The organism is Photobacterium halotolerans DSM 18316, from assembly GCF_000425165.1.
GTDB classification, from domain to species: Bacteria; Pseudomonadota; Gammaproteobacteria; order Enterobacterales; family Vibrionaceae; genus Photobacterium; species Photobacterium halotolerans.
In genome coordinates, this window is sequence record NZ_KE384319.1 from 619,784 (window position 1) to 644,771 (window position 24,988).

The 24,988-nt window shown below is 50.9% G+C and carries 25 protein-coding genes; 10 read left to right on the forward strand and 15 right to left on the reverse strand.

All coding sequences use genetic code 11. From position 1 onward, the window contains the following. Positions 1–278: 278 nt before the first annotated feature. The 4 genes from H511_RS0112160 to fdhD all read left to right on the forward strand — a co-directional run bounded on the left by H511_RS0112160 (position 279) and on the right by fdhD (position 3,852). Positions 279–1,178 (forward strand): bestrophin family protein, encoded by a 900-nt coding sequence (locus tag H511_RS0112160; protein WP_027252538.1) that lies wholly within the window; start codon positions 279–281, stop codon positions 1,176–1,178. A gap of 162 nt (positions 1,179–1,340) precedes the next feature. Next, the gene (gene mobA / locus H511_RS0112165; protein ID WP_027252539.1) at positions 1,341–1,931 is read left to right on the forward strand and encodes a molybdenum cofactor guanylyltransferase MobA; all 591 of its coding nucleotides are present in this window, start codon (positions 1,341–1,343) and stop codon (positions 1,929–1,931) included. 64 nt (positions 1,932–1,995) lie between these two features. Next, positions 1,996–2,895 (forward strand): LysR family transcriptional regulator, encoded by a 900-nt coding sequence (locus H511_RS0112170; protein ID WP_027252540.1) that lies wholly within the window; start codon positions 1,996–1,998, stop codon positions 2,893–2,895. Positions 2,896–3,003: 108 nt separating this feature from the next. Next, a complete protein-coding gene (fdhD, locus tag H511_RS0112175; RefSeq protein ID WP_027252541.1) occupies positions 3,004–3,852 on the forward strand; it encodes a formate dehydrogenase accessory sulfurtransferase FdhD in 849 nt (282 codons plus the stop codon). 417 nt (positions 3,853–4,269) lie between these two features. Here the strand turns inward: fdhD and H511_RS0112180 are convergent, their stop codons facing one another. From H511_RS0112180 to H511_RS0112200, 5 genes are all read right to left on the reverse strand, one after another. Beyond that, on the reverse strand, positions 4,270–4,845 hold the full coding sequence (locus H511_RS0112180; protein WP_027252542.1) for a hypothetical protein: 576 nt from the start codon (positions 4,843–4,845) through the stop codon (positions 4,270–4,272). Positions 4,846–4,980: 135 nt separating this feature from the next. Beyond that, a complete protein-coding gene (locus H511_RS0112185) occupies positions 4,981–5,877 on the reverse strand; it encodes a hypothetical protein (RefSeq protein ID WP_027252543.1) in 897 nt (298 codons plus the stop codon). Positions 5,878–5,972: 95 nt separating this feature from the next. Beyond that, on the reverse strand, positions 5,973–6,728 hold the full coding sequence (locus H511_RS0112190) for a hypothetical protein (protein ID WP_027252544.1): 756 nt from the start codon (positions 6,726–6,728) through the stop codon (positions 5,973–5,975). A 3-nt stretch (positions 6,729–6,731) separates the two neighbouring features. Continuing rightward, complete coding sequence (locus H511_RS0112195) at positions 6,732–6,977, reverse strand: hypothetical protein (RefSeq protein WP_027252545.1); 246 nt, start codon at positions 6,975–6,977, stop codon at positions 6,732–6,734. Between the two features lie 10 nt (positions 6,978–6,987). Next, positions 6,988–7,239, reverse strand: a complete 252-nt coding sequence (locus tag H511_RS0112200; protein WP_027252546.1) for a hypothetical protein — start codon at positions 7,237–7,239, stop codon at positions 6,988–6,990. 239 nt (positions 7,240–7,478) lie between these two features. Here H511_RS0112200 and H511_RS23295 point away from each other — a divergent pair, with 239 nt between their 5' ends. Further along, entirely contained in the window at positions 7,479–8,153 is a 675-nt protein-coding gene (locus H511_RS23295) for a phage integrase N-terminal SAM-like domain-containing protein (protein WP_211225203.1), read from the forward strand. 1,029 nt (positions 8,154–9,182) lie between these two features. Here H511_RS23295 and moaE read toward each other — a convergent pair. The 5 genes from moaE to H511_RS23300 all read right to left on the reverse strand — a co-directional run bounded on the left by moaE (position 9,183) and on the right by H511_RS23300 (position 11,817). Then, complete coding sequence (gene moaE, locus H511_RS0112210) at positions 9,183–9,638, reverse strand: molybdopterin synthase catalytic subunit MoaE (protein ID WP_027252547.1); 456 nt, start codon at positions 9,636–9,638, stop codon at positions 9,183–9,185. A 1-nt stretch (position 9,639) separates the two neighbouring features. After that, positions 9,640–9,885, reverse strand: a complete 246-nt coding sequence (gene moaD, locus H511_RS0112215) for a molybdopterin synthase sulfur carrier subunit (protein WP_027252548.1) — start codon at positions 9,883–9,885, stop codon at positions 9,640–9,642. Further along, positions 9,878–10,381 carry a cyclic pyranopterin monophosphate synthase MoaC gene (moaC, locus tag H511_RS0112220; protein ID WP_027252549.1) on the reverse strand — a complete coding sequence of 168 codons (504 nt, stop codon included), beginning with the start codon at positions 10,379–10,381 and terminating at the stop codon, positions 9,878–9,880. The genes moaD and moaC overlap by 8 nt, the downstream gene beginning before the upstream one ends. Before the next feature lie 13 nt (positions 10,382–10,394). Next, entirely contained in the window at positions 10,395–11,426 is a 1,032-nt protein-coding gene (moaA, locus tag H511_RS0112225; RefSeq protein ID WP_211225204.1) for a GTP 3',8-cyclase MoaA, read from the reverse strand. A 205-nt stretch (positions 11,427–11,631) separates the two neighbouring features. Continuing rightward, the gene (locus H511_RS23300; protein WP_036759499.1) at positions 11,632–11,817 is read right to left on the reverse strand and encodes a DUF2474 domain-containing protein; all 186 of its coding nucleotides are present in this window, start codon (positions 11,815–11,817) and stop codon (positions 11,632–11,634) included. Positions 11,818–12,192: 375 nt separating this feature from the next. On the opposite strand from H511_RS23300, the gene H511_RS23305 reads away from it, so the two are divergent. The 3 genes from H511_RS23305 (at position 12,193) to H511_RS0112245 (ending at position 16,095) form a co-directional block, all read left to right on the forward strand. Next, positions 12,193–14,073 (forward strand): monovalent cation:proton antiporter-2 (CPA2) family protein, encoded by a 1,881-nt coding sequence (locus H511_RS23305; RefSeq protein ID WP_051288116.1) that lies wholly within the window; start codon positions 12,193–12,195, stop codon positions 14,071–14,073. Positions 14,074–14,400: 327 nt separating this feature from the next. Beyond that, positions 14,401–14,886: a hypothetical protein gene (locus tag H511_RS24130; RefSeq protein ID WP_051288119.1), complete on the forward strand. Its 486-nt coding sequence runs from the start codon at positions 14,401–14,403 to the stop codon at positions 14,884–14,886. A gap of 225 nt (positions 14,887–15,111) precedes the next feature. Then, the gene (locus H511_RS0112245; RefSeq protein WP_027252551.1) at positions 15,112–16,095 is read left to right on the forward strand and encodes an LLM class flavin-dependent oxidoreductase; all 984 of its coding nucleotides are present in this window, start codon (positions 15,112–15,114) and stop codon (positions 16,093–16,095) included. A 48-nt stretch (positions 16,096–16,143) separates the two neighbouring features. Here the strand turns inward: H511_RS0112245 and H511_RS0112250 are convergent, their stop codons facing one another. Further along, positions 16,144–17,064: a DMT family transporter gene (locus H511_RS0112250; protein ID WP_027252552.1), complete on the reverse strand. Its 921-nt coding sequence runs from the start codon at positions 17,062–17,064 to the stop codon at positions 16,144–16,146. Positions 17,065–17,157: 93 nt separating this feature from the next. Here H511_RS0112250 and H511_RS0112255 point away from each other — a divergent pair, with 93 nt between their 5' ends. Continuing rightward, positions 17,158–18,054: a LysR family transcriptional regulator gene (locus tag H511_RS0112255; RefSeq protein ID WP_027252553.1), complete on the forward strand. Its 897-nt coding sequence runs from the start codon at positions 17,158–17,160 to the stop codon at positions 18,052–18,054. A gap of 47 nt (positions 18,055–18,101) precedes the next feature. Here H511_RS0112255 and H511_RS0112260 read toward each other — a convergent pair whose 3' ends face one another. Continuing rightward, complete coding sequence (locus tag H511_RS0112260; RefSeq protein WP_027252554.1) at positions 18,102–19,256, reverse strand: multidrug effflux MFS transporter; 1,155 nt, start codon at positions 19,254–19,256, stop codon at positions 18,102–18,104. Between the two features lie 99 nt (positions 19,257–19,355). Between H511_RS0112260 and H511_RS0112265 the strand changes: the two genes are divergently transcribed. Beyond that, entirely contained in the window at positions 19,356–20,132 is a 777-nt protein-coding gene (locus tag H511_RS0112265; RefSeq protein ID WP_027252555.1) for an AraC family transcriptional regulator, read from the forward strand. 16 nt (positions 20,133–20,148) lie between these two features. On the opposite strand, the gene H511_RS0112270 is transcribed toward H511_RS0112265, so the two are convergent. Genes H511_RS0112270 through H511_RS0112280 form a run of 3 tightly spaced genes read right to left on the reverse strand, consistent with a single transcriptional unit; the run spans position 20,149 to position 24,860 of the window. Further along, complete coding sequence (locus H511_RS0112270; protein ID WP_027252556.1) at positions 20,149–20,430, reverse strand: hypothetical protein; 282 nt, start codon at positions 20,428–20,430, stop codon at positions 20,149–20,151. Then, positions 20,427–23,606, reverse strand: a complete 3,180-nt coding sequence (locus tag H511_RS23315) for an efflux RND transporter permease subunit (protein ID WP_051288121.1) — start codon at positions 23,604–23,606, stop codon at positions 20,427–20,429. The genes H511_RS0112270 and H511_RS23315 overlap by 4 nt, the downstream gene beginning before the upstream one ends. A 12-nt stretch (positions 23,607–23,618) precedes the next feature. Continuing rightward, positions 23,619–24,860: an efflux RND transporter periplasmic adaptor subunit gene (locus H511_RS0112280; protein WP_051288123.1), complete on the reverse strand. Its 1,242-nt coding sequence runs from the start codon at positions 24,858–24,860 to the stop codon at positions 23,619–23,621. Positions 24,861–24,988 lie beyond the last annotated feature (128 nt).

Sequence of the window (24,988 nt, forward strand, 5' to 3'; positions counted from 1 at the left end):
GGAATCTATCAGCAAAGAAAAATACCAGAAACGATTTCAGCATCCTGTTATTTTAAAATGAAAAGCCTATTATTCAGATACATTAATATCTGCGTTATCAATGTCATCTATGACTTTATCGAGAAAATCAATTTGGCAATAAATAAAACAATACATACGATTTTATTACGACAAAAAATATTATCACATTACTTCGACAGATATTTGAATTCCCGCCTGCGTGGGAATCTATTTCAGAACCCATAGGGTTCACATTTTCCGACACTGACAGGTACACCATGATAGTCCACCCCAAACCCACCCTGGCCGTGATTCTCTTTTCATTAAAAGGGTCCATTGCAAAACGTATTGCCCTGCGCAGTTTGATGGTGACCGCTCTGGCGTCACTCATTGTACTGATAGAGGTGCTGTATCCGGCGTCTTTTTCCCGCGTCAATGCCACCCCGTTTACGCTGCTGGGTATTTCACTCTCCATCTTTATGAGTTTTCGTAACAGCGCCTGTTACGGCCGATGGTGGGAAGGGCGTCAGGCCTGGGGGAAAGTGATTATTGAAATACGCTCGTTCGCACGCGCCAGCGTGGCCATTCAGGACAACGTACAGCGTGAAGCCATACTCAGAGCGCTTTGCGGTTATGCTCATGCGTTAAATGCCCGCCTGCGCGGCGAAAACGAATTACAAGCTGCCGGGAAATGGCTGCCGGCCATTCCCGGCCTCTTGGGCAGCAATATCAGCGATGGCATACTCAGGCACATCAGCCAGCAATGTTCTGCATTAGCAGATAATCGCAGCATCAGCGAATGGCGCTATGTCACGCTGGAAAAAAGCCTGCACGGACTGTCTGACGCCCAGGGCGTTTGCGAACGCATTAAAGGCACCCCATTGCCGTTTCCGTATACCCTGCTGCTGCACCGCACCATTTATATTTTCTGCCTGTTGCTGCCGTTTGCGATGGCGGAACCTTTGGGATGGCTGGCCCCCTTGTTTACCACCATCGTCAGCTATACCTTCTTCGGGCTGGATGCCATAGGCGACGAGCTGGAAGACCCGTTTGGCCGCGACGAAAACGACCTGCCCACCGATGCCATGGTCCGCACCATTGAACGCGACCTGTTAGATTCGCTGGGCTACACAGCTTTACCGCCGCCATTGGCGCCACGGGAATTCGTACTACACTGAAAATGAGCCTCTCGTGACACCTCAGTAAAACGGGCTGCCAGTCATTCACGACGGCAGCCCGCCTGATAAACCCTGTCTATCAATTCATCAGTCTGCTTTATTGGACTGACACGCAGAAACGTTATATTTTTTAAGGGCATATTTTACCAGGCTGTTATCACCATGAAACTCACTCCGCCTTGCTTTTCCGTACTCCTTCTTGCCGGCGGGCAGGGTTCCCGAATGGGAGGCAAAGACAAAGGACTGGTTTCCTTTCGCGGCAGGCCGTTAATTGCCAGCCTGTTTGACGTTGTCAGACCGCTGACAGATGACCTGCTGATCTCCTGCAACCGCAATACCGAACAGTACGCCACTTACTGTGACCATATACTGACCGACGATGTCAGCGGCTTTCCCGGCCCATTAACTGGCATTCTGAAAGGACTGACTGCAGCAAAACACGACTGGCTGCTGCTGTTTCCCTGCGATGCGCCCCTGATAGACCAATCCCTCGTCCGTCAGTTGCTGGATGCCGCCTCGGCCGATACACCGCGGCCCGTCATGGTTCGGCAGGGCAATCAGTGGCAGCCCATGTTCAGCCTGATCCCCAAACATCTGCTCCCCGTATTGCAACTGGCCTGGCAGTCGGGCGAGCGCAGCCTGATGGCGATCCTGACCCGCCATGATGTCGTGGCAGTAGACTGCGCGCTGAACGATCCCCGGCTGCAAAACATCAATACCCCACAACAATTACTCGATTTACACCATTATTAATAGATACCGTTTTTTATTTCAGACACACGCATTTTCCCAAATAACACTACCCTAAGGGTATTTCATGGATATCAAACAACTTAAGTACCTGATCGCGCTGGATCAAACCAAGCATTTCGGTCAGGCAGCAGCGCTGTGCCATATCACTCAGCCCACGCTTTCAATGCGGATCCGCAATCTGGAAGACGAGCTGGATCTGGTGCTGATCACCCGCGGACAACGCTTTGAAGGTTTTACCGAAGAAGGCGAACGAATTCTGGCCTGGGCCCGAACCCTGCTGGCAGCGCATGACGGCTTACAGGCAGAAGCCGCGAGCTGTCGCGGGCAACTGGTCGGCAGTCTGCGCCTGGGCATGGTGCCCCTTGCCAGCCTGAACCCGATGCAACTGCTGGAGCCGCTGTCGCAGCGTTATCCTGAATTGCATTTCCAGCTCAGCTCCATGACCTCAGAGCAAATTGTCGACAGCCTGAACCGCAATCAGCTCGACCTCGGCTTCTGTTACCTGGATCAGATTGATACCCAGTTTTTTGACGTCATCCGGCTGACTGCCACCCGCATGGGCTTGCTGCATGATGTCCGGCATTTTACCTTTGCAGCCTCTGAACTGAGCTGGGAAGCCCTCGGCAAACTACCGCTGGGACTGCTGACCAAAGGCATGCATTACCGCCAGTCGATCGACCTGAGTTTTCGCAGTCACGACATCGATCCGCACACCATTTTAGAGAGCGATTCCACCTTTCAGCTCATTCAATCGGTCAACGCCGGGATCTGCTGCGCCATCATGCCCCTGAGAAGCGGTATCGAAGAAATGAACGAACACCTGAAGATAATCCCCATCACAGATGCGGTGATTCACTCTCCGCTCGGACTGGTCATGCGCCGCAGCGAACCGCGCTCTGCGCTGGCGGATAAATGTTTTTCCGAAGCCAGAGAGATTTTCAAATCAGCCAGAGACAAACAATAACAGGCAATAGACAGGCCTTATCAGTCCATCAAAACAAGCCATTGGACTTCCGCCGGGCTGTTGAGTAGCCTGTCTGTATCAGGGTTTAAACCGACGTCAGGCAATAAGATGAATGAAATTGATAACAAACAATCTGTAATCGCAGATGTGAATGCGGCACCGCCTGCGCCTGATACATTCCGTTATGTTGAGCTGCACGATGACATTGCGCCTGACAACCCAATCGCACACAGTGCCGTGTTAGCCAGTGAAACTGCACTGTCTATCAGTTACAACGGTATCAGTCAGGCCGTGATGATGGTGACACCGGGCAATATTGAAGATTTCGTCAAAGGCTTCAGCCTGAGTAACGATATTGTTCGCTCGGTGAGCGAAATCTACGACATCACCCTCACCGCCGGCTGCGATGCCCACCATGCCGAAGTCAAGATTTCAAACCGCGCTTTCTGGTCACTGAAAAATCACCGCCGCCAGCTGGCAGGCACCAGCGGCTGTGGCATTTGTGGTGTGGAAGCCATCGAACAGGCACTGCCGCCCTTAACCCCGCTGACGCCGGTTCCGCCCCCGCAAGCCAGCCTGCTGCACAACCTGCGAGAACGTATCACCGAGGCACAGGAAGTGGCCCGCAGCAGCGGCGCCCTGCACGCCGCGCTGTATGTCGATGCCGGGGGGAATATTCAGCTGTGCCGGGAAGATATCGGCCGCCACAACGCGCTGGACAAGCTGATCGGCGCCATGGCCACAGCCCGCATCGACCCGCAGTCCGGCTTCGCCGTGATGACCAGCCGCTGCAGCCTGGAACTGATTCAAAAAGCGGTCCGGGCCAAGATCAGTACTCTGGTGACCCTGTCCGCGCCCACCGCCATGACAGTGCGCTGGGCGCGGCACAATAACCTGAATTTAATCCATGTGCCGCACCGCAGTGCGCCGAGGTTGTATAGTGGTGGGACATTTTAGGTTGATTGGGTAAATGGGCTGGAGGTAAGTTTGGGAGCGAAGATATATCTGAGTCTGAGGTATGTCGCGCTTGGATTCGGTGTATATTTCAGCTGAGTTTGATTGTATGTCGCGCTTAAGTCCGGTGTTTTACTTGGCATGAACTGATGCGCGCCAGACACTCTTTGCTGGCTCAAAGAGTGCCCAGAAAAGCCTTTGATTTCGCTGGTGTTATCCGGGCCGGTTGTAGGCGCTCCCGGCGCCGACAACCTGAAAATTCGTCCTGAATTTTTCCCTGTGGGAGTGGAATACTCTAATGCTAACTCGTCAGTTTCAGATTAATATTTCTATGAGTTAACGCCACCAACAGCGGCCGAGCGTAGCGAGGTTCAGCGCACGTAGTGCGCGATGCTGCTTGGCTTTGTTATGCATATCGATTTAGTCACATTCTCGAATTGCAATGCCGAAATCATGTTGTTTCGGCTTAGAAGCGACACCCAAAACGGTATAATTGCAACGAAGAGTAACAAATGGCTTTTTCTCAAGACGGTCTCGTGAAAGTAGATTGATATCTATTCGGATACGAGCAAATTCATTCGCCAGTAGACGAATAGGCTTGAAAGCCATGGGACGGTCTTCAACATCTTCTTGGGTAGAACGCCCTTGCCCAAGTTGCGAAATATCCATGGTTTCTTGGTCACGTTTCACGATCTGTATGCGAAAATTTGTTCCGTCCGGGTCACGAATTTCAAATGACTCAAGGTACACAGAGTGCGCACCAAAGTTTGCGATGGTAGCCATAACCCTATGATTAGAATCGCTCGTTACACTGTCCTCTATAGTCACAACTAGTGGTTTGTCTGGCTTTAAGGCTACGTATGTATCTTTGGATGCGTCATATGCAAATTTCCCCAAGGATACAAGCGCGCTGGCAGTAATAGATTCAAGCAATGCTTTGGGAGACGTCGGAGCGTCGTTCTGTATATCATCAGAACGTTGATTCTTTTTGTTCATTCACAGTTTCCCCCCAGCACGGATAAGAATGCATAACGCCTATGTAAGAGGCATTTTTTCGTCGCTCGTTTTGTGCTATTTAAGCACAAAGCGAGCGACGGGAAAACGTCCTTCTTGACATATTTGTTATGTGCTTTACGAACCAAGTTCAATGTTAAATTCACGAAGAATCTCAACTCTCGCATCACTTATCGCTTGTTCATCAATCCTGTAGTACTCATCAGGATTGGCCACCATCGTAGATAAGCTCATATTTATAATTTGATTTTCACTTGAAATAAATTTTGGTGTTTTAGGAATGCAGCTTCGAAGCGCAACTATCTCACCGAGGGCAAGTTTATGTGAGGGAAATCTAGTATCTCTTTCATCTTCTTGCCTTACCCATTTCCTTAACCGTTCCAGCGTCTCTCCGTTTAAATAGTTTTTTGTGAGGTATCCATCACAAATGCACAAAATAAGTGTTAATGAGCCTATCTTGAGCAAAATACTACTTGGGTCAACTAGAGTTACGAGGTCTGTATTAGTATTGCTTGTTTTGAAAACATATAGGCTCGATGGCAATTGAAAACCATGGCCATTTTTATACGACGTTCGAACATACTCGAAGTTTTTCCCCGAAACAACGAATGAACAGATATCCCTCCATTCCTCATCTTGAGTTGAAATCAAATCATAGTAGAAGAGCCCGTAATATATTTTAGATAACCATGTAGTAATTATTTCGGATACCGATTGACCTGGCCCATACATCATAAGGATTCCTGGCTCTTCTGATTTTATAGCCTCATAGAGAGCGTCAAGATCATCAAGGAGCTCAAGCACTTTGTTTTCATACTCACTGCCAAATTCGCTATTGCAGCTCGAGTGTGCAGGAACCTTTATCCGACTATATTGACTTTCCTTACGTCCAGTAATAGTCTCTTCTTTAATTCTGAGCCTCCCAAGAAGGCTGTTTGGAATGATATGTTCTAACGTCTTTTTCTCTTCAATTTCTTTATTGCAAAAGAAGCAGACCCTTCTTAGATCGTTCATTGTTCTACTATCCCTGAATATTCATCAGCACATAACGCCGTGCTCACCGGTAAATTAGGAGCGTAGCGAGTAATTTATCCGTGTGCAGCACTTTGTTAACTGCCGATTAGTGCAGGAGGATTCAGCATCCACACAATTACAAACACAGCTATGGCACCTGTTGCCCTTATAGAAAACTTTTGAAATCTAGATTCCACCGTTAATAGTCCAGGAATGATAGCTGCGATAGCAGCCAATGAAATTGCAAATACTCCTCGAAAAATAAAGAACTGCGTTGTTGTAGGGCTAGGAATAAATACCGCAAGAAGGATTATTATTAAAGCGAACAGTACTCCGACAATAAGGCCAGCTATAAGCTGCCATTTAGGTGTTTCTTTCAAGTCATTTGCTCCAGAGTATTCAAACCCTTTCGTTGGTAGGTTGTTCTCATTAAACAGGCTTTTTAGTTTCTGCCACTGTTCCTTTTGAAGATATTCTTTCGTCATTCTCTGCATATTTGCGTATGTAGAGTCGCCGGGGTGTTCTAGAGCACCGACAAGAATCTCAGAGTAGCTACGAAGAAAATTAACATGAACTACAAACGCTTTTAAGACGCTGTGGCATGTCTCTGCGAAGCCTGTAATCCATTTCCCATTTGCATGGGCCCCTAATAGCCCACTATTTCCAACAAAGTTTTCAATATAATTAAAATAGCTCGCACCTAATTTTTGGCATTCTAATAAATCCTGAAGAGACGGTTCTTCTGCCTTTTCATGGATTTTAATTACGATCGGATTTAGGTGCGCCATGTAGGCTTGTTTAAGCTTTTCGATTTCAGCCTCAGCGTGAATGACTGCCTGCTCATTAGTCATAATTTATTTTGTCGTTTTCGTTGCTAAAAGAAGCAAAGTAGTCAGGTCAGTATTGTCAACACCTTCCAATGCCATGCATTCATATGAACCAACTACATCATAAACTATCTTTTCAATATCAGTCTTTGAGGCTGAGCGACCTAATTTTTTAATTCGGTTGCCAATTTCACGAAGTTCATCTTCAGTTGGAGACCAATCAGTAATCAGAAGTGCTGCTTCTAGTTCTCTTTTTAAATTTGTTATGCTCATATCAGTTATCCTACTTCTTTGTTGCTAATTGCATTAGGGTAATAAGATCAGAAGTATCTGCACCTTTGTAAAGGTAAGTGCCAGCACCAGGGCAATGCTTTCGAACAATATCTGCCCAGTCTTGTTCTGAAGGGGTAATACCCTTTGCTACGAGAGCTTGTATATCTTGCTTTATTCGCTCTAGTTGATGAGGGGTTGGATCATTTGGTGCAGTACCAAACTTAATTTTTATTCTATGAGCTAAGTCTTGATCACTATTCATAAGAGTTCCTTGTGTAGTTCAATTTAAGGTAGTTAACATTTTATTAGCGCGCATGCGCGTTTTGCTCGTTAGACCAGTGAAAACGCGCACAGTTAACTATCTGTATGTTAAGAACTTATCAGCTTTCTACCAAATACACCATCTGGAAAACGCGCAAAAATTTTTCACTATTTTCCTTGATATCCGGCAATCTTAAATAATACTGTATAAAAAAACAGCATCTTAAGGTGGGGGTTATCATGAGTGTAAAAAGCCCATTTCTAAGCGGTCTTCAAGAAGAAATGCGTATGCGTGGTTACAGTATTAGAACGGAAAAAACCTATCTGTATTGGATCAAGGCATTCATTAACTTTCACGACAAACGTCACCCTGAAACAATGGGAACGAAAGAAATTGCACAATTTTTAACCTTTCTTGCCAATCGACGAAATGTGGCTATCAACACACAAAAAATTGCACTGAACGCATTAGCCTATCTGTATCAGAAGCATTTGCACCATGAGCTTGGGGATTTAGGTTTTTGCTATGCCACTAAACAGCGACATTTACCGACAGTGTTATCTCCATTGGAGATCTCATCGATATTAAATCAACTTCATGGCCGAGACAGGCTAATCATTGAGATGCTCTATGGTAGTGGACTGAGAGTTTCAGAATGTCTCCGGTTACGCGTCCAAGACATTGATATTGATAGAGCTTCGCTGACTGTTAGAGACGGTAAAGGACATAAAGATAGACAAACCATCCTCAGCCATAGATGCGCAGAAAAGCTCACTACATATATTAAAAAAGCTATTAAGATTCAACAGGATGAAAACCAACAAGGGATAGGCCCATCTCTGCCAAATGCATTAGAACGTAAGTACCCCAATGCGCGACATACCCTCCAAACCCCAAATTACACTTGCTATTAGCGTTAGCACATATGCTGGTAAGTACCAACCCAGGGAAAAATTCAGGACGAATTTTTAGGTTGTCGGCGCCGGGAGCGCCTACAACCGCCCCGGACCACACCAAAGAACAAAAGGGCTTTCTGCTGGGCACTCTTTGGCCCGACAAAGAGTGTCTGGCGCGCAGCATACCATGCCAAAAGAAATACTAAACTCAAGCGCGACATACCTTCATATCTTACTTGAAGCACTTACCCTCAACACCCCAAAAACGCCAAAGAAACCCACTCCCCAAGGGAAAAATACATGGACGAATTTTTAGGTTGTCGGCGCCGGGAGCGCCTACAACCGCCCCGGACCACGCCAAAGAACAAAAAGGGCTTTCTGGGCACTCTTTGGCACTACAAAGAGTGTCTGGCGCGCGTCACACCATGCCGAAAGAACCACCGAACTCAAGCGCGACATACCTCAGCCGTACCAGAATCCCCAGCCACAACACCCAAAAACGCCAAAGAAACCCACTCCCCCAGGGAAAAATTCAGGACGAATTTTTAGGTTGTCGGCGCCGGGAGCGCCTACAACCGACCCGGACCACACCAAAGAACAAAAAGGGCTTTCTGGGCACTCTTTGGCACTACAAAGAGTGTCTGGCGCGCATCACACCATGCCAAGAAAACCACCTGATTCAAGCGCGACATACCTCAGCCGTACCAAAATCCGCAGCCACAACACCCAAAAACACCAAAGAAACCCACTCCCCGAGGGAAAAATTCATGGACGAATTTTCAGGTTGTCGGCGCCGGGAGCGCCTGCAACCGCCCCGGATCACGCCAAAACACAAAAAGGGCTTTCCGGACACTCTTCGGCTCGACAAAGAGTGTCTGGCGCACATCAAACCATACTGAGAGAAACACCAAACACAAGCGCGACATGCAGAACCACCAAACCACAAAGTAAACGGGTACAGACATAAAAAACCGGCGCCAGACAGTGCAAGTAAGGCGCCGGGAAAACGTAGTGCGTATTTTCCTGCAAAAGTGAGAGAAAGCGAATTCAGGGCATCCAGCGTTTTACTGCCTGGTGATCGCTGTCGCGTGCGTCCAGCCAGCGCTCCCCATCCGGGGTGGATTCGCGCTTCCAGAACGGGGCCTGGGTTTTCAGAATATCCATCATAAACTCAGCGGCGGCGAAGGCGTTGTTGCGGTGGGCGCTGCTGACACCGACCATGACGATGTCTTCACCAGCGCCCAGTTCACCGACCCGGTGAATGATGGTCACACGGTTTAATGTCCAACGCTGGCGAGCCTGTTCAATAATATCCCGCAGGGCTTTTTCAGTCATACCCGGATAATGTTCCAGCGCCAGCTTGCTGACATCGTCACCCAGATTGTAATGACGGACTTTGCCGTGAAAAGTGACCACAGCCCCGTCCTGATCATCACCGGCCAGCCAGTTATATTCAGCCTGGGTGTCAAACGGCTTTGGACCAACAACTATTCTGCTATTCATCTTATCCCCCGGTGACCGGCGGGAATAAGGCCACTTCATCGCCGGCTTTTAATGGAAAGGTCAGCGGCACCATAGTCTGATTGACCGCCGCCAGCAATTTGCCGGGCTCCAGTGCCAGCGACCAGCGCTCACCTCTCTGCGACAGCTCTGCCCTGAGTTGTTCAACACTGTCGTAGTGGCCCTCCAGCTGCAATACATCGCAACCGGTCAGTTCCCGGACCTGAGCAAAAAACAATACTTTAATCATGTTCAGCCACCTGATAATCACCCGACTTACCGCCGCTTTTGCTCAGCAGGCGAACCCGTTCAATCGACATGTCTTTCTGCACCGCTTTACACATGTCATACATAGTCAGCGCGGCCACAGAGACCGCCGTCAGCGCTTCCATTTCAACGCCGGTTTTACCGCTCAGCCGGCACAGGCTGGTAATCCGTACCCGGCTGTTTGGCCTGTCCGCTCTGATATCCACCGTCACTTTACTGAGCATCAGCGGATGACAAAGCGGGATCAGCTGCCAGGTGCATTTAGCCGCCTGAATACCGGCAATCCGGGCCGTCGCGAAGACATCGCCTTTATGGTGCCTGCCGTCGATGATCATGCTCAGGGTATCCGGATGCATTACAACTACCGCCTCTGCACTCGCTTCGCGCACTGTGTCATTTTTTTCTGATACATCAACCATATGGGCTTCGCCACAACCATTGATGTGCGTAAGGGCGGGTCTGTTATTCGACTCCGTCATGAAATTGCTCCTGTCAGCCGCCGATATAAGACAAATTCTGGGTGATGCCTGTCTGTCCCTGATGCAGAAAATGCGTTTGCTTTTTCTGGCCCAGACTTGCAGCTATTCTGGTCTGCAGTTCCGGTAATTGTTCATCGGAAGCCAGCAAATCGCGCAACGGCACACCGTCTTCGCCAAATAAACACAAGTGTAATTTGCCGGCCGATGACACCCGCAGACGATTGCAGTTGGCACAGAAATGGGTGTCGTACGGCATGATAAGACCAATCTCGCCGACATAGTCCGGATGTGAAAAAACCTGTGCCGGGCCATCGCTCCGGCCTCTGGTCTGCAGTTGCCAGCCCATATCAGTCAGTTGGTTACGGATCACCTGGCCGGACACGTGATGCCGCTGGAAGATGTCTCTGCCGTCGCCGGTTTCCATCAGTTCGATAAACCGCAGTTGCAGCGGACGGTGACGAATCCAGTCGAGAAAAGTGCTCAGGCTGTGATGATTAATGTCACGCATGAGCACGGTATTCACTTTGACCTTTTCAAAGCCAGCCTCAAAAGCCGCATCAATTCCCGCCATCACCTGATGAAACTTGTCCTGGCCGGTGATCGCGTGAAACTGCCTGGCATCAAGACTGTCGATGCTGACATTTATTGCCGTCAGTCCGGCTTCGCGCCAGGCTGCAACATCCCTTGCCATCCGGTAACCGTTGGTGGTCATTGCCAACTGGCGAATGGTCGGGTTTTCCCGGACGGCGGCAATAATGTCGACAAAGTCACGGCGTAACGAAGGCTCTCCGCCGGTTAAACGGACTTTCTCTGTCCCCGCCAGCGCAAAAGCGCGGGTCACACGCCGGATTTCATCCAGGTTCAGAAAGCTTTTATTGTTTCCGCCATGCGGCCGGTAACCATTTGGCAGGCAATAGGTACAGCGAAAATTACACACATCCGTCACAGACAAACGCAGGTAATAAAACTTACGGTGCCAGCTATCTTCAAATTGCGACACAGGTATAGTGTTATCCAGTGTCTGTATTAAATCAGGAGCAGTCATGGCCCCTCCTTTTTCTTTTTTCATCTGACATAAAAAAAGAAACATGAAATTCGTAATAAACAATTGAATTCAATTAAAAGTGAATTCATTTAACAGAAACACAATGAATCCGTATTGAAAACCCGAATACCGATAATATCCTTATGCTTAAAACAGTATCGGTATTCTGATTGCAACAGACATACTTAAATAACCCAATGCAGTATCAATGCATTTTCATACCGGCCGCCATCATGAAAATCCGGATCAGACTGGCGATCAAGGTCAGTGCCAGTACGCTGCCAGCCCAGAGATAAGCCATCCACAACCAGTGTTTCCAGCCACTTTGTACTGAAGGCGCCTCAGGTTTCATATTGCCTGATTCTTCCGGCCGAACAACAGAAAGCTTCATATCCGCGACTCCTTAAATAAAAACCTGATGAAAGATTGATGTAAAACAAATTAAACTCTTATCGATTTGTTTATTATTTTAGAGCTGTGAGTCATAGCGTCAAATCACTTTCCTATATCAAGTGATAGAGGGAATTGATGAAAGTCCTGCTGCGATATATATTATCCGCGACGTTATACATGAAAATGTTACTGGTACTTCCTCTGGCACAAACCTTTCTTTTTATATCAATCAATACCTGGCTGAGTGCTGTTGGCCGCCACCTTCCGATCTCCTCCCGACACGAAAAGACACCTTTGAAAATACCACTCACTGACATATAACTATCAGTCTGTGTACAAGATTCCCCCGCCACGTCGGTCAAAAGGAAGCAACATGACGGAATATCTCATCTATGCCTTTATTTATCTGATCGCGGCCGTGATTGCTGTGCCGCTGGCGCAGCGCTTTGGCCTCGGCTCCGTGCTTGGCTATCTAATTGCCGGGGTGGTTATCGGGCCGGTCATCGGCTTAGTGGGCGAAGAGACCACTTCTATTCAGCACTTTGCCGAATTTGGTGTGGTCATCATGCTGTTTCTGGTCGGCCTCGAACTGGAGCCAAAATCACTGTGGGCCATGCGGCACCGGCTCATCGGACTGGGCGGGTTACAAATCGGTCTGACTGCCCTTGCTTTTACCGGCGCGGGACTGCTTTTCGAATTGCCCTGGACGCTGGCACTGGCAATTGGCCTGATTCTGGCGATGTCCTCCACAGCCATTGTGCTGCAAACCTTCAACGAAAAAGGGCTCGGCCGGACCGAAGGCGGTAAAAATGCATTTTCTGTGTTGCTGTTTCAGGACATAGCCGTCATCCCCATGCTGGCGCTGCTACCGCTGCTTGCATTGCCCGAGTTGATTGCGCAGGCACAATCAGTGACAGCGGCGGCGGCGGAACACCATGAAGAACTCAGCCTGGTAGCGGGATTGCCCGGTTGGGCTTATGGTCTGGTGATCACCGCCTCCATTGCCTTTGTGGTGGTTGGCGGCCACTACCTCAGCCGCCCTTTGTTCCGCTTTGTCGCCGCTTCAGGTCTGCGGGAAATTTTTACCGCCACCGCCCTGATGCTGGTGCTGGGTGTCTCTATCCTGATGAGTCTGGTGGGTTTATCGCCGGCGCTGGGCACTTTTCTTGCCGGTGTAGTGCTGGCAAACAGTGAATTTCGCCATGAACTGGAATCCAACATCGATCCCTTTAAAGGCCTGCTGCTGGGCCTGTTCTTTATCACGGTTGGTGCCGGGATCAATTTCAACATTCTGTTCAGCGAGTTCTTCACCGTGATTGGTCTGACACTGGGCATCATGCTGGTAAAAGCACTGGTGCTATTCTTGCTGGCGTTGATTTTCCGGATCCGCAACAGTAACCGCTGGCTGTTTGCCCTGAGTCTGGCCCAGGCCGGTGAGTTCGGGTTCGTCCTTATCAGTTTCACTGTCCAGAATCATGTGCTGCCCCCAGAGCTGGCGCAAACCTTGTCTTTGGTAGTTGCGCTGTCGATGATGTTCACCCCCGGACTGTTCATTTTCTACGACAAAGTCATTCTGCCGCGCTTCGAGCATTCCTCCAATGAACGCGAAGCCGATACCATTGATGAACAGGGCACAGTGATCATTGCCGGAATCGGTCGCTTCGGGCAAATCGTTAACCGCCTGCTGATCGCCAACGGCATCAAAACTGTGGTGCTGGATCACCAGTCGACCATCATAGATACCATGCGAAGAATCAACACCAAGGCCTATTTTGGCGATGCCACCCGCCCGGACCTGCTGCACACTGCAGGGATAGAACATGCCGCCATGGTGGTGGTTGCGATGGACAATCAAGAAAGCAGCATCATGCTGGTCAAACATATCAAGCACACTTACCCGAACGTCAAAATCCTGGCTCGGGCCTTCGACCGCGGCCACAGTTACCGGCTCCGTCAGGCCGGCGCTGATGTGATTGAGTCTGAAACCTACCATTCGGCGCTGGAAATCGGCGCCGCCGCCCTGCGTGAACTGGGTCTACCGCCTCGTCTGGCCCAGCAACAGAAATCCGCGTACAAACGGGTGGATGACGAACTGTCTGCCGGTCTCTATCAGGCCTGGCTGGGCGAGTCGAACGAAGGCGAACGGTTTGATAATAACTACCTCAAACTCTTCAGGCAGTTTGAAGACAGAATCCACGAAGAAATGGCCTTTGAGCGCTCGAATCATGATACTGAAGAAAACCACAAAGCATGAGTCGCGCTTGATCTAAAAAACACCATAAATTGACAGGTTGTTTCATGATGCTTGGTATGACAAGGGTCGTGATTCAGCCTCATCCTTTACTGACAATTTTGATAAAAATGTATTCAGTGATCTCAGTCGAAAAAATACTTTAAAATAAGATATCTCATTCTCCAATTTATTTCTTCGGGACTATAGTCAGACTAAATCCAGATATTAATGAGATTAACAAGCCGTATTAATGGAATTATTGGAGTTATAGTTAGTTTTGTTTTTATTCACAAAAACATCACCGAACTTTAAGACAAATAATGATGATCCAATGAAAAGGAGAATATAATGACTCAAGCACTAACCAACTTAACTATCCAGTCTGTCGACACTCGTGGACCATTATATGAGCGCGGTTGGGAGTTTTACTCTGTCGATTTAAATTCAGGTGTTGGCGGAAATTATATTTATGTTGGTTTTCAGAAAGAAGAACAGCCAAGCGATCCAATCACTTCCGTCACCTTCAAAGCTTATGATACAAAACAAGATAACAGCATGCCGGGCTGGGAGTGGTCTGCAGATGATTTGAATGCCGGTGCAGGTGGTAAATATATTTACATGTACTGGAAAAAAGGTGAACCAAATAAACAGCCTATTACTAGCCTGATGTTTATGGTTCTTGAAGAAAGTACACCACCAACAATGGGTGGCTGGGAAGTCATTCATCAAGATTTGAATGAAGGTTCAGGTGGCCCTTATATCTGGCCATATTATTCAAATGAATTCTCTGGCAACCAAATGAAATTAAAAGTAAATAAAAACAAACCAGAATAATAGATTGATAATTATTACTTGAAAATTTGTTTTTATGACAGGTGCAAAATATAGCTTATTTTGCACCTTTTCTGATCATGTAAAAGCATCACTCCAGACCTTATTTATTGATTTTTAATGTTTGATGTGAACGATCCATTCGAAGCAATATTCTGTCTGTTTACCAGACTGCAATAAACAGGCATAGTCAGGCAATCGTTCATTGTTGATATGAAAGAAGGGTCCATGACGCTACCGCCTCGCTCAATATTAGATCTAGCCCCTGTTGCTGAAGGGGCTGATTTCTCGTCCACTTATGCGCGTTCTGTATCTCTGGCGCAACACGCTGAAAAATGGGGTTACAAGCGGTTCTGGCTGGCTGAACACCACAACATGCCCGATATTGCCAGTGCCGCTACCTCTGTGCTGCTCAGCCATATCGGTGCACATACCAATTCCATCCGGCTGGGTTCGGGCGGGGTGATGCTGCCCAATCATGCGCCCTTGGTGATTGCCGAGCAGTTCGGCACCCTGGAAGCGCTGTATCCCAACCGTATCGATCTCGGTCTGGGCCGTGCGCCGGGCACCGACTACCCCACAATGCATGCGCTGCGCCGCGATCCGGATCGCATGGATCCCAACTTTGATGAGCTGCTGGAAGAATTGCAGTTTTTCATGGGGCCGGTGTCACCCAACCAGCCGGTCAAAGCGTACCCAGGCTCGGACTCTTCCGTCCCCATCTGGCTGTTAGGCTCCAGCACTTACAGTGCCCGATTAGCCGGTATTAAAGGCCTGCCGTTTGCTTTTGCCTCTCACTTCGCGCCGGATGCCATGATGAACGCGATACAGATCTACCGTGAGCATTTCCAGCCTTCAGAACAGCTGGATAAGCCGTATGTGATGATAGGCGTGAACATCATAGTGGCGGACACTAATGACGAAGCGCAGTATCTGGGCACCACGGAAAAGCAGAAGTTTCTTAATATGATCCGCGGAGTCCAGGGCAAAATCCCGCCACCGGTCTGGAGCATGGAATCGGTGTGGCTGCCCCATGAAAAGTACCAGATCGAAAAACAACTGCGGGAATCCATTCACGGTGATCAGGACACTGTCCGGGCCCGATTGATCGAATTGACAGAACGTACACAGGCCGATGAAATCATGGCCAATGCCCTGATCTTCGACCATGAGAAAAAACTGCGTTCCTATGAGTTGCTGGCAGGGCTGTAATAATGGCCGGGAGTGGTGACACTCCCGACCATTGCTGACGACATGTGTTTATACCGCCTGCGTCGCTTTCCTGAATACCGGCAGCCTTGGCAACAGTAACCCCAGAATCACAATCGCAATCCCGACCAGTTGCAGCAGCGTCACGGCCTGCCCCATCAGGTACGCGGTGAGCACCGCAAACACAGGGACAAAATTAAAGAACAGCGCGGCGGTTGGCGAGCCCAGCTCCCGGACACCGTGCAGCCACAGCAGATAACCCGCCACTGTTCCAAACAAGCCGATGTACGCCACTTCAAGCAGCCCGACGGACGAGCTGCCCGACAACTCGGCAAAGGGTTTGACCTCCGGTGTGGCCAGACACATCAGGCCAATCACCACTGCCCCGCTGACCATGCCGACAAAAGTATAAGGGATCACAGGTATCCAGCGGCTGATCCCCTGACTGCAGTAAGTGTAAAAACTCCACGCCAGCATGCCGGAGAAAATCATCTTATCGCCCTGATTAAACGCCATGTTCAGTAGCGTCTCCAGATGACCGTTAGTGATCACCATCAGCACGCCAGACAAGCTGACCACCAGACTGAGGCATTGCGGTAAGGTGGGTAAAGTCCGCATCGCAACACAGGCGATCAGCGCCGTCATCAGAGGGCTGAGGGCCATAATTAGCGAACCGTTGGTGGCCTCAGTGTGCTCCAGCCCGGTGAACAGGCCCAGGTTCAGGCCACCGACCCCCACAGCACTGACCCCAATCACCCAGCACCATTGCTTCGCCGATAACACAAAGCGCTCTGAGCCAATCAGCTTCAGACAGAGCGCAAGGCAGATTGCCGCGATAACAAAGCGCCAGAACACCAGCGTGAGTGCATGCACTTCGTTAAGTGCATGTTTACCAATCGGAAAGCAGCTGCCCCAAAAGAAGGTACAGATAATGAGCAGAACAACGGCTTTCGTTGTTGATGAAGCATTCATAGTCACTCCAGATGACTTGTCACATGATAACCGCTAGTCTATTGGTTTCATGATCTGAATAAACAGGCATTATCAGCACGGTAAATCCCAAATATGAAATCTAACTATTCTCTCGACGATCTGCGCTGTTTTTGTACCGTTGCCCGGCTGGGCAGCTTTAAAACAGCCGCTGAACATTTAAGTATGCCACTGTCGACACTCAGTCGGCGGATTCGTCAGTTAGAAACAGATCTGCAATTGCGATTGCTGAACCGGGATGCCCACAGGGTGTCACTCACCCATACCGGTCAGCAATATTTTGAACGCTCCAGCACACTGTTTGATGAGCTGAGTGACATCGGGGAAGATCTGCACAGAGACAAGCATGAGCCGAAAGGTAAAATTCGTATCAGTGCGCCTATCAATGCAGGCTCCCAGTTTCTGCGTGATATCTTTTTTGATTTTTTGCTGCAATATCCTGACATTCAGCTAGATCTGCAGTTTTCCAACACTCTGATTGATATTGAAGCCCAGGCGATGGATGTGGTATTTCGTGTCGGCACGCCTGTGGTAGAAAACTGGATAGCCCGTCCGCTCAAAGACATTCACTTCATTGTCTGTGCTCATCAAGACTATCCGGTGCAGTCCATCACTCACCCGGAAATGCTGAGCGACCATCCGTCGATCCTCTGTCATCCCATGTCGCCCTGGCAACTGGTTCATACAGAAACAGGAATGGAATATGATCACCAACCGGTGAAAGGCCTGCGTCTGGAAGTCGATGAAATCCGCATGCTGACCCATGCCATCCAGTCTGGCCTGGGCATAGGTTATATTCCTGACTATTTTGCCCTGCCTATGATCGCAAATGGCGAACTCAGCAGAGTCCTGCCGGACTGGTGCAGCAAACCCCGCACCCTGTTTATGCTCTATCGCGACCGCGATCATCTGCCAATGCGGGTGCGGCTGTTTGTTGAGTTCGTGATGGCGCGGTTTGAGGCGATGGCATGAGTCGTTACCTGTTCTCGCACCACCTTACCTGCTTGCACAATCAATCATCAGCGCCTGAGAATCTGTTCAGCCACAGACGCGGCTTTTCCTGACAGGCTCAGCAAAACCATCAGAGCGGCAATGATGATCTGATAACCGCTGAACTCTGCTGTGATGCCTGCGACCGACAAGCCCACGCCGATTAGCAGGTAGTACAGCAGCCCAAACAAGGCTCCCGCTGACCCGGCCTGTGCCTGATACGCCTGCAAAGACTGGCTCAGGATGTTCGGAATGCCCATGCCATATCCCACCACAATCAGCAGCATGGGCAACAAAAACCACAGGCTGTGCTGCAAGATAACGACACCGGCAGCGCCTGCCAGAGCGAACCCCGAGGCAACCTGAATCAACACACTCTGAGAGCGCCCTTTGTGCAACCATTGCTTGTTGAGAAAACTGCCGGTGATGGTTCCGGCTGCCAGAACAAGGCCGCTGTAACCAAACACCTGCGGACTGTATCCCAACCGCGCAAACACAAAGGGCCCCTGCAGGTAATAAGAAAACAACAACACATTGAATCCCGCCACCAGCATCGCATGCCGCCAGAGATGCGTATCAACAACCATTCGTTTGCCCAGCACCAGCAGTGAAAATCTGGCGACATCCTGCGGTCTGGTCTCAGGTAAACCCAGCAGACAGAGCAGCCATAAAGCGCCCGCCAGCAGACTCAGCGCGGCAAAAACAGCCGGGTATCCGCCATACTCAGTCAGCACCCCACCCGCCAGCATGCCAATCACAGGGCTGACTGACACACCAATACCAATATAAGAAAACGCGTTGGCAAGCGCGGCGCGGTCACAACTGTCCCTGAGCATGGTTTGTGTTACCACAGAGCCAACGGCTGCCCCAAAAGCCGTCAGCACCCGACACAGCAACAATGCTTCAAACTGTTGCGCCTGCATCGCGGCCAGTGCTGCAACACCGTAAACCGTCAGCCCGGCCAGCATGGCTTTGCGCCGGCCAATCCAGTCTGACATGACCCCCCAGAACACAACACCTGCCGCAAACGCAGTGAAATAGACAGACAATGTCTGGCTGGCAACAGGTACCGACACACCAAAACCGGACGCAATATCCGGTAACGCCGGGCTGTAAATGGTCTCGACAATCTGGGGGAACATGATCAAAACCACCATCAGCCACAAAGAAGGAGATGGATTCATTATTGTGCGCTCATCTGAATAAAAGATGCGCACAGTCTACTCAACCCTGTTATTGTCCCAATAACATCACTAAGACAAAAAACATCAAGATAAAGACACATGGCTTTGATTGAGCAATCTACCTACTTTGACGCCGATGATTTCGAAACCGACGTGATTGGCATTGCCGCCCGGCTGGGAAAACATGACTCTGGGTTGCACCGGCACCAGAAAGCACAACTGCTCTATGCCCCGCAGGGATGCATGAACATTACCCTGAACGGGATGCGCTGTGTGCTGCCGCCGACCCGTGCGGCATGGATTCCGGCCGGTACACTGCATTGTGCGGAAATGTATCAGGTGGTGGAGTACCGTTCGCTCTATTTTGATCCCAGGCTCACCACCCACCTTGAAGATAAGGTGAAAATTATTGAGGTCAATCCACTGCTGCAGGCCCTGATCGAGCGAATGGCTTTCTGGCCGTGGGACAAGCCCGCTGACAGCATGCAACTGACACACGGGCTATTTTTTGAGGAACTGCATCATGCGCGTGAAGCCTGTTTATCCCTGCCTCTGCCATCAGACAGACGTCTTTCTGCATGGCTCAATGCACTGCACCTGGATCAGCAAAATGCCCCGACACTCAAGATGTTAAGTGAACAGATTGGCGCCAGCAGTAAAACCATCAGCCGGCTGTTTATACGGGAAACCGGGATGCCTTATCAGGACTGGCGCAAGCAATGGCGGTTACTGAAAGCCATCGAGCTGTTATCTGCCGGGCTTCAGGTTAATGACGTGGCGTACCGGCTTGAATTTTCCAGCGACAGTGCCTTTATCGCGTTTTTCAAGCAGCAAACCGGCCAAACCCCGCTGCACTATATTCGGGGCGGTCACTGAGCCTTCAGTAAGAAAGTCAGAGTTCAGACGGCTCGATCTGCCAGATGATCTGGCCGTCTTGCTCTCCCCGGCAAAGGTCCATAATCACAGTCTCTGTCGATCCGGCCGTCTGCTCAGGCAAGCTGGTCAAAGCGGCCGGATTCAGCAGATACTGCCAGGCCTCGCCATCGTATTGCGAAGCCTCCCGAGGGGCCTGAAACAGCCTCTCGGGTGACAGTGAGCGGTCAAGCACCGGAGAGAAGCTGACGGCACTGTACAGCAGTATGCCGACACATGTGTCCTGCCAGATATCACTCATGATGCCTCTTGAACGCTTTCCAACACGGGTGGTTCTGTTGTCGCCGGTGCTTTCTGCTGTCCGCGTTTTGCCAGCAGGTAATAAAACAGCGGTGTCAGCAACAGACCAAACACAGTCACACCTATCATGCCCGAGAAGACCGCCACGCCCATGGCCTGACGCATCTCGGCGCCCGCGCCGGTGGAATACACCAGCGGTGCCACACCCATAATAAATGCAATAGACGTCATCAGGATCGGACGCAACCGCAGCCGGCTGGCTTCCAAAATTGCGTCTTTCACTGAATAGCCCCGATCCTGCAGCTCTTTGGCGAACTCCACGATCAGAATCGCATTCTTGGTGGCCAGCCCGACCAGTACGATAAAGCCGATCTGGGTCAGGATATTGTTATCACCGCCGTAGAGCACCACACCACTGAGCGCAGACAGCAAGGTGAGCGGAATAATCAGAATGATCGCCAGCGGCAGGCGGACACTTTCATACTGCGCCGCCAGTACCATGAACACCAGCAGGATCACCAAGGGATACACGTACAGGTTAGAGTCCCCGGTGATCATCTGCTGATAGGTCAGTTCAGTCCACTCGTAACTCATGCCCCGCGGCAGAGTGTCAGCCAGTATTTTCTCAATGGCCGCCTGCGCTTCCCCGGAGCTGTAACCGGGAGCCGGTCCGCCATTGATTTCAGCCGTCATAAAGCCGTTGTAATGCATCACGCGATCCGGTCCGGCGCTGTCTTTCACATTGATGAAAGAATCAATCGGCACCATATCGCCCTGCGCATTGCGGACTTTGATCTGGCCTACCTGCGCGGCATCCTGACGATATGCCTGATCGGCCTGCATATTGACCTGATACGTGCGGCCAAACAGGTTCAGATCATTGACGTACGTTGAGCTGAGATACCCTTGCAGGGTCTGGAAAAGCACATCCAGGTTCACGCCCTGCTGCATGGCCTTGGTGCGGTCGACCTCGATATCCAGCTGCGGCACGTTGACCTGATAGCCGGAAAAGACCCCGGCCAGCTCAGGGGTCGCGGCTGCCTTTTGCATCACCGTCATGGTTGCCTGATGCAAGGCCTCAAAACCCAGCCCGTTTCTGTCTTCAATCTGCAGCCGGAATCCGCCGATAGTGCCAAGGCCCATCACAGGTGGCGGCGGGAAGACAGCAACGAACGCCTCTTCAATGCCGGCATACTGCTGATTGAGCCGGGCAGCAATCGCGCTGGCACTGGCCGCCGGATCCTGACGTTTGTCGAAATCATCCAGCGTCACAAACACGATGCCGCTGTTGGACGCATTGGTAAAACCGTTGATGCTCAGTCCGGGGAAACCCAGAGTCTTGGTGACGCCGGTCTGCGCCTGCGCCAGATCGGACATCTTTTCCAGCACCGCATCGGTGCGATCCAGCGACGCGGCATTCGGCAATTGCGCAAAGGCAATCAGATACTGCTTGTCCTGCGCCGGAATATAGCCGGTTGGCGTGGTGGCAAACTGATAGCCAGTGAAACCCAGCAAGGCAACATAAGCCACCGAAGCAATGGCACCGGCCCGGATGACTTTGCGCACTACCACGCCATAGCCGCCCGACAAGGCACTGAAAAAACGGTTAAACGGATTGAACAGCCAGCGGCCGAACAGCCGGTCCATGCCTCGGGTCAGCCAGTCTTTCGGCGCATCATGGCCTTTGAGCAACAGCGCTGATAACGCCGGGCTCAGGGTCAGCGAATTGATCGCTGAGATAAAAGTAGAAATGGTGATGGTCAGCGCAAACTGCTTGTAAAACTGGCCGGTCAGTCCGGTCATAAAGGCGGTGGGAATAAACACTGCCGCCAGCACCAGTGTGGTGGCCACAATCGGCCCGGTGACTTCGCGCATGGCTTTCACCGTGGCATCGACCGGAGACAGGCCTTCACTGATGTTCCGCTCAACATTTTCCACCACCACAATGGCATCATCGACCACAATCCCGATCGCCAGCACCAGGCCAAAGAGCGACAGCGCATTGAGGGAGAACCCCATCAGCAGCATAAAGGCGAAAGTGCCGATCAGCGACACAGGCACCGCCACCAGCGGAATGATCGACGCCCGCCAGGTTTGCAGGAACAGCACCACCACGGCGACCACCAGCAACACGGCTTCCAGCAGGGTCTGAATCACGGCTTCAATTGAGCCGCGCACAAAGACAGTCGGGTCATAAGCGATCTCGTAAGACACCCCTTCCGGGAAATCTTGCGCCAGACGCGCCATGGTCGCGCGCACATCATTGGAGATCTGAATCGCATTCGAACCCGCCGCCTGAAAAATACCGATGGCGGCGGCATCCTGATTATCCAGGGTGGAGCGCAGCGCGTAGGAATCGGCACCCAGCTCAATCCGCGCCACATCTTTCAGGCGGCTGATTTCACCCTGCTCCCCGACACGGATGATGATGTTTTCAAATTCCTCAACCGTCGACAGACGCCCTTTGACATTGATCAGTAACTGATAATCCGAATGGCTTGCCGGCTGGGTACCCAGACTGCCTGCCACAGCCTGCTGGTTCTGCTGGCGGATCGCCTCGGCAATATCGGACGGCGTGAGGTTCAGCGCGGCGACCTGATTGGGATCCAGCCAGACCCGCATGCTGAAATTACCGGCGCCAAAGGCTCGCACCGAGCCGACACCGCTGACTTTCGCCAGTTCATCTTTGACCTTGAGATTGGCAAAGTTGGACAGATACAGCATGTCATAGCGATCGTCAGGCGAGAACAGATGCACCACCATGGTCAGGTTGGGCGAGGATTTTTCCGTCACCACGCCCAGCCGCTGCACCTGCTGTGGCAGACGCGGCAGCGCCCGATCGACCCGGCTTTGCACCTGCGAGACGGCGAGATCAACATCTGTGCCGATAGCAAAAGTGATGGTCAGCGTCATCATGCCGTCTGCGGTGGACTGCGAAGACATGTACAGCATGTTCTCCACACCATTGATTTCCTGCTCCAGCGGCGAGGCCACTGTCTGGGCAATCACCCCCGGATTGGCGCCGGGATACTTGGCCGTGACCACCACTGTCGGCGGCACCACTTCCGGATATTCAGTCACCGGCAACTGCCAGACCGCGATGCTGCCGACAATGACAAACAGCAGCGACAACACAGAAGCAAATACCGGTCTGCGGATAAAAAATTGTGAAAACATAGTCTGTCCTGATTACTGTGCGTCGGTTGATTGGCGGGCGGTCACCGCACTGCTGTCTTCTGTGTGCCACTGCTGATAGCGGTGAATATCGGCCAGTTGTTCTGTGGTGGCCATTTCCACGACTTTCGGCGCAACCTGCATACTCGGCCGGATCTTCTGCAGCCCGCTGACCACAATTCTGTCCTCTGTCGTCAGGCCGGATTGCACCACACGCAAACCGGCGACTTTCTCACCCAGGGTCACTGGCTGGTAAGTCACCACATTGGCGTCATCGAGCTTGAGGACATACTTTCGGTTGAGATCGGTACCGACGGCTTTTTCATCGATCAGAATCGCGTCATACGGTTTGCTGGCGATCAGCCGTAAACGGGCAAACAGGCCGGGCATCAGCATCTGGGCGTCGTTCTCAAAGGTGGCCCGCATCCGAATCGAGCCGGTCTGCTGATTGACACTGTTATTGATAAAATCGATATGGCCCTGATATGCATAACCGGCGTCGCCGGACAGTGCCATCATCACCGGACTGGAATCACGGGTTGCCGATACACGCACCAGATGGTTGCGGACATAATTGAGATAGGTTTGCTCATCGACATCAAACCAGGCGTACATCTGTTCGGTCGACACTATGGTCGTCAGCTCGCTCTGGCCACTGGTGACATAATTGCCCTGCGTGACCTGCGCGTGTGAGACTCTGCCGTCAATCGGCGACACCACCTGGGTGAATGACAACTGCAAGCGCGCGTGCTTGAGCGAAGCTTTCAGCGCATCCAGCTCGGCCCTGGCCTGCTGTAATGCCGCCTGACGGTTGTCATAGACATCGGCAGAAATGGCTTTGGTAGCGTTCAGTCGTTTGGCGCGGACAAACTCACTCTCGGCCAGTTTTAACTGACTCTGCAAACTGGCCTGCTGCGCCTCCAAGCGTTCAACTTCGGCGCGAAACAGACGATCGTCAATACTGAACAGCACATCACCCTGATGAACCAGATCGCCTTCACGGTAAGCCACTTCAGTCACATAACCGGAAACGCGGGGTTTGAGCACCACTGTCTCGGGGGCCTGCAAGCGGCCTGTGTATTCATCCCACTCAGTGATACGTTCACTGAGCACCGTCGCCACACTAATGGCAGGCAGCGGCGGGGATGCCGGAGATTCATTGCCAAACGCTGTCCCGGAGGCGGACACCAGAAAGACAGACATGCCACCAAGAAGCTGTTTCCTGAACACGTTTCTGAATGGGGTGAATAGGGTCATCAGGCAATCCTCTCTGACTTTGATACGCGGAAATCAATAAATGCAATGTCTTATCCGAACCACCAAAGAGGGATCGGATTTCACCTTGTCATTCTATGTCCCATTCAGCGTATTGATATTGTCGAAAG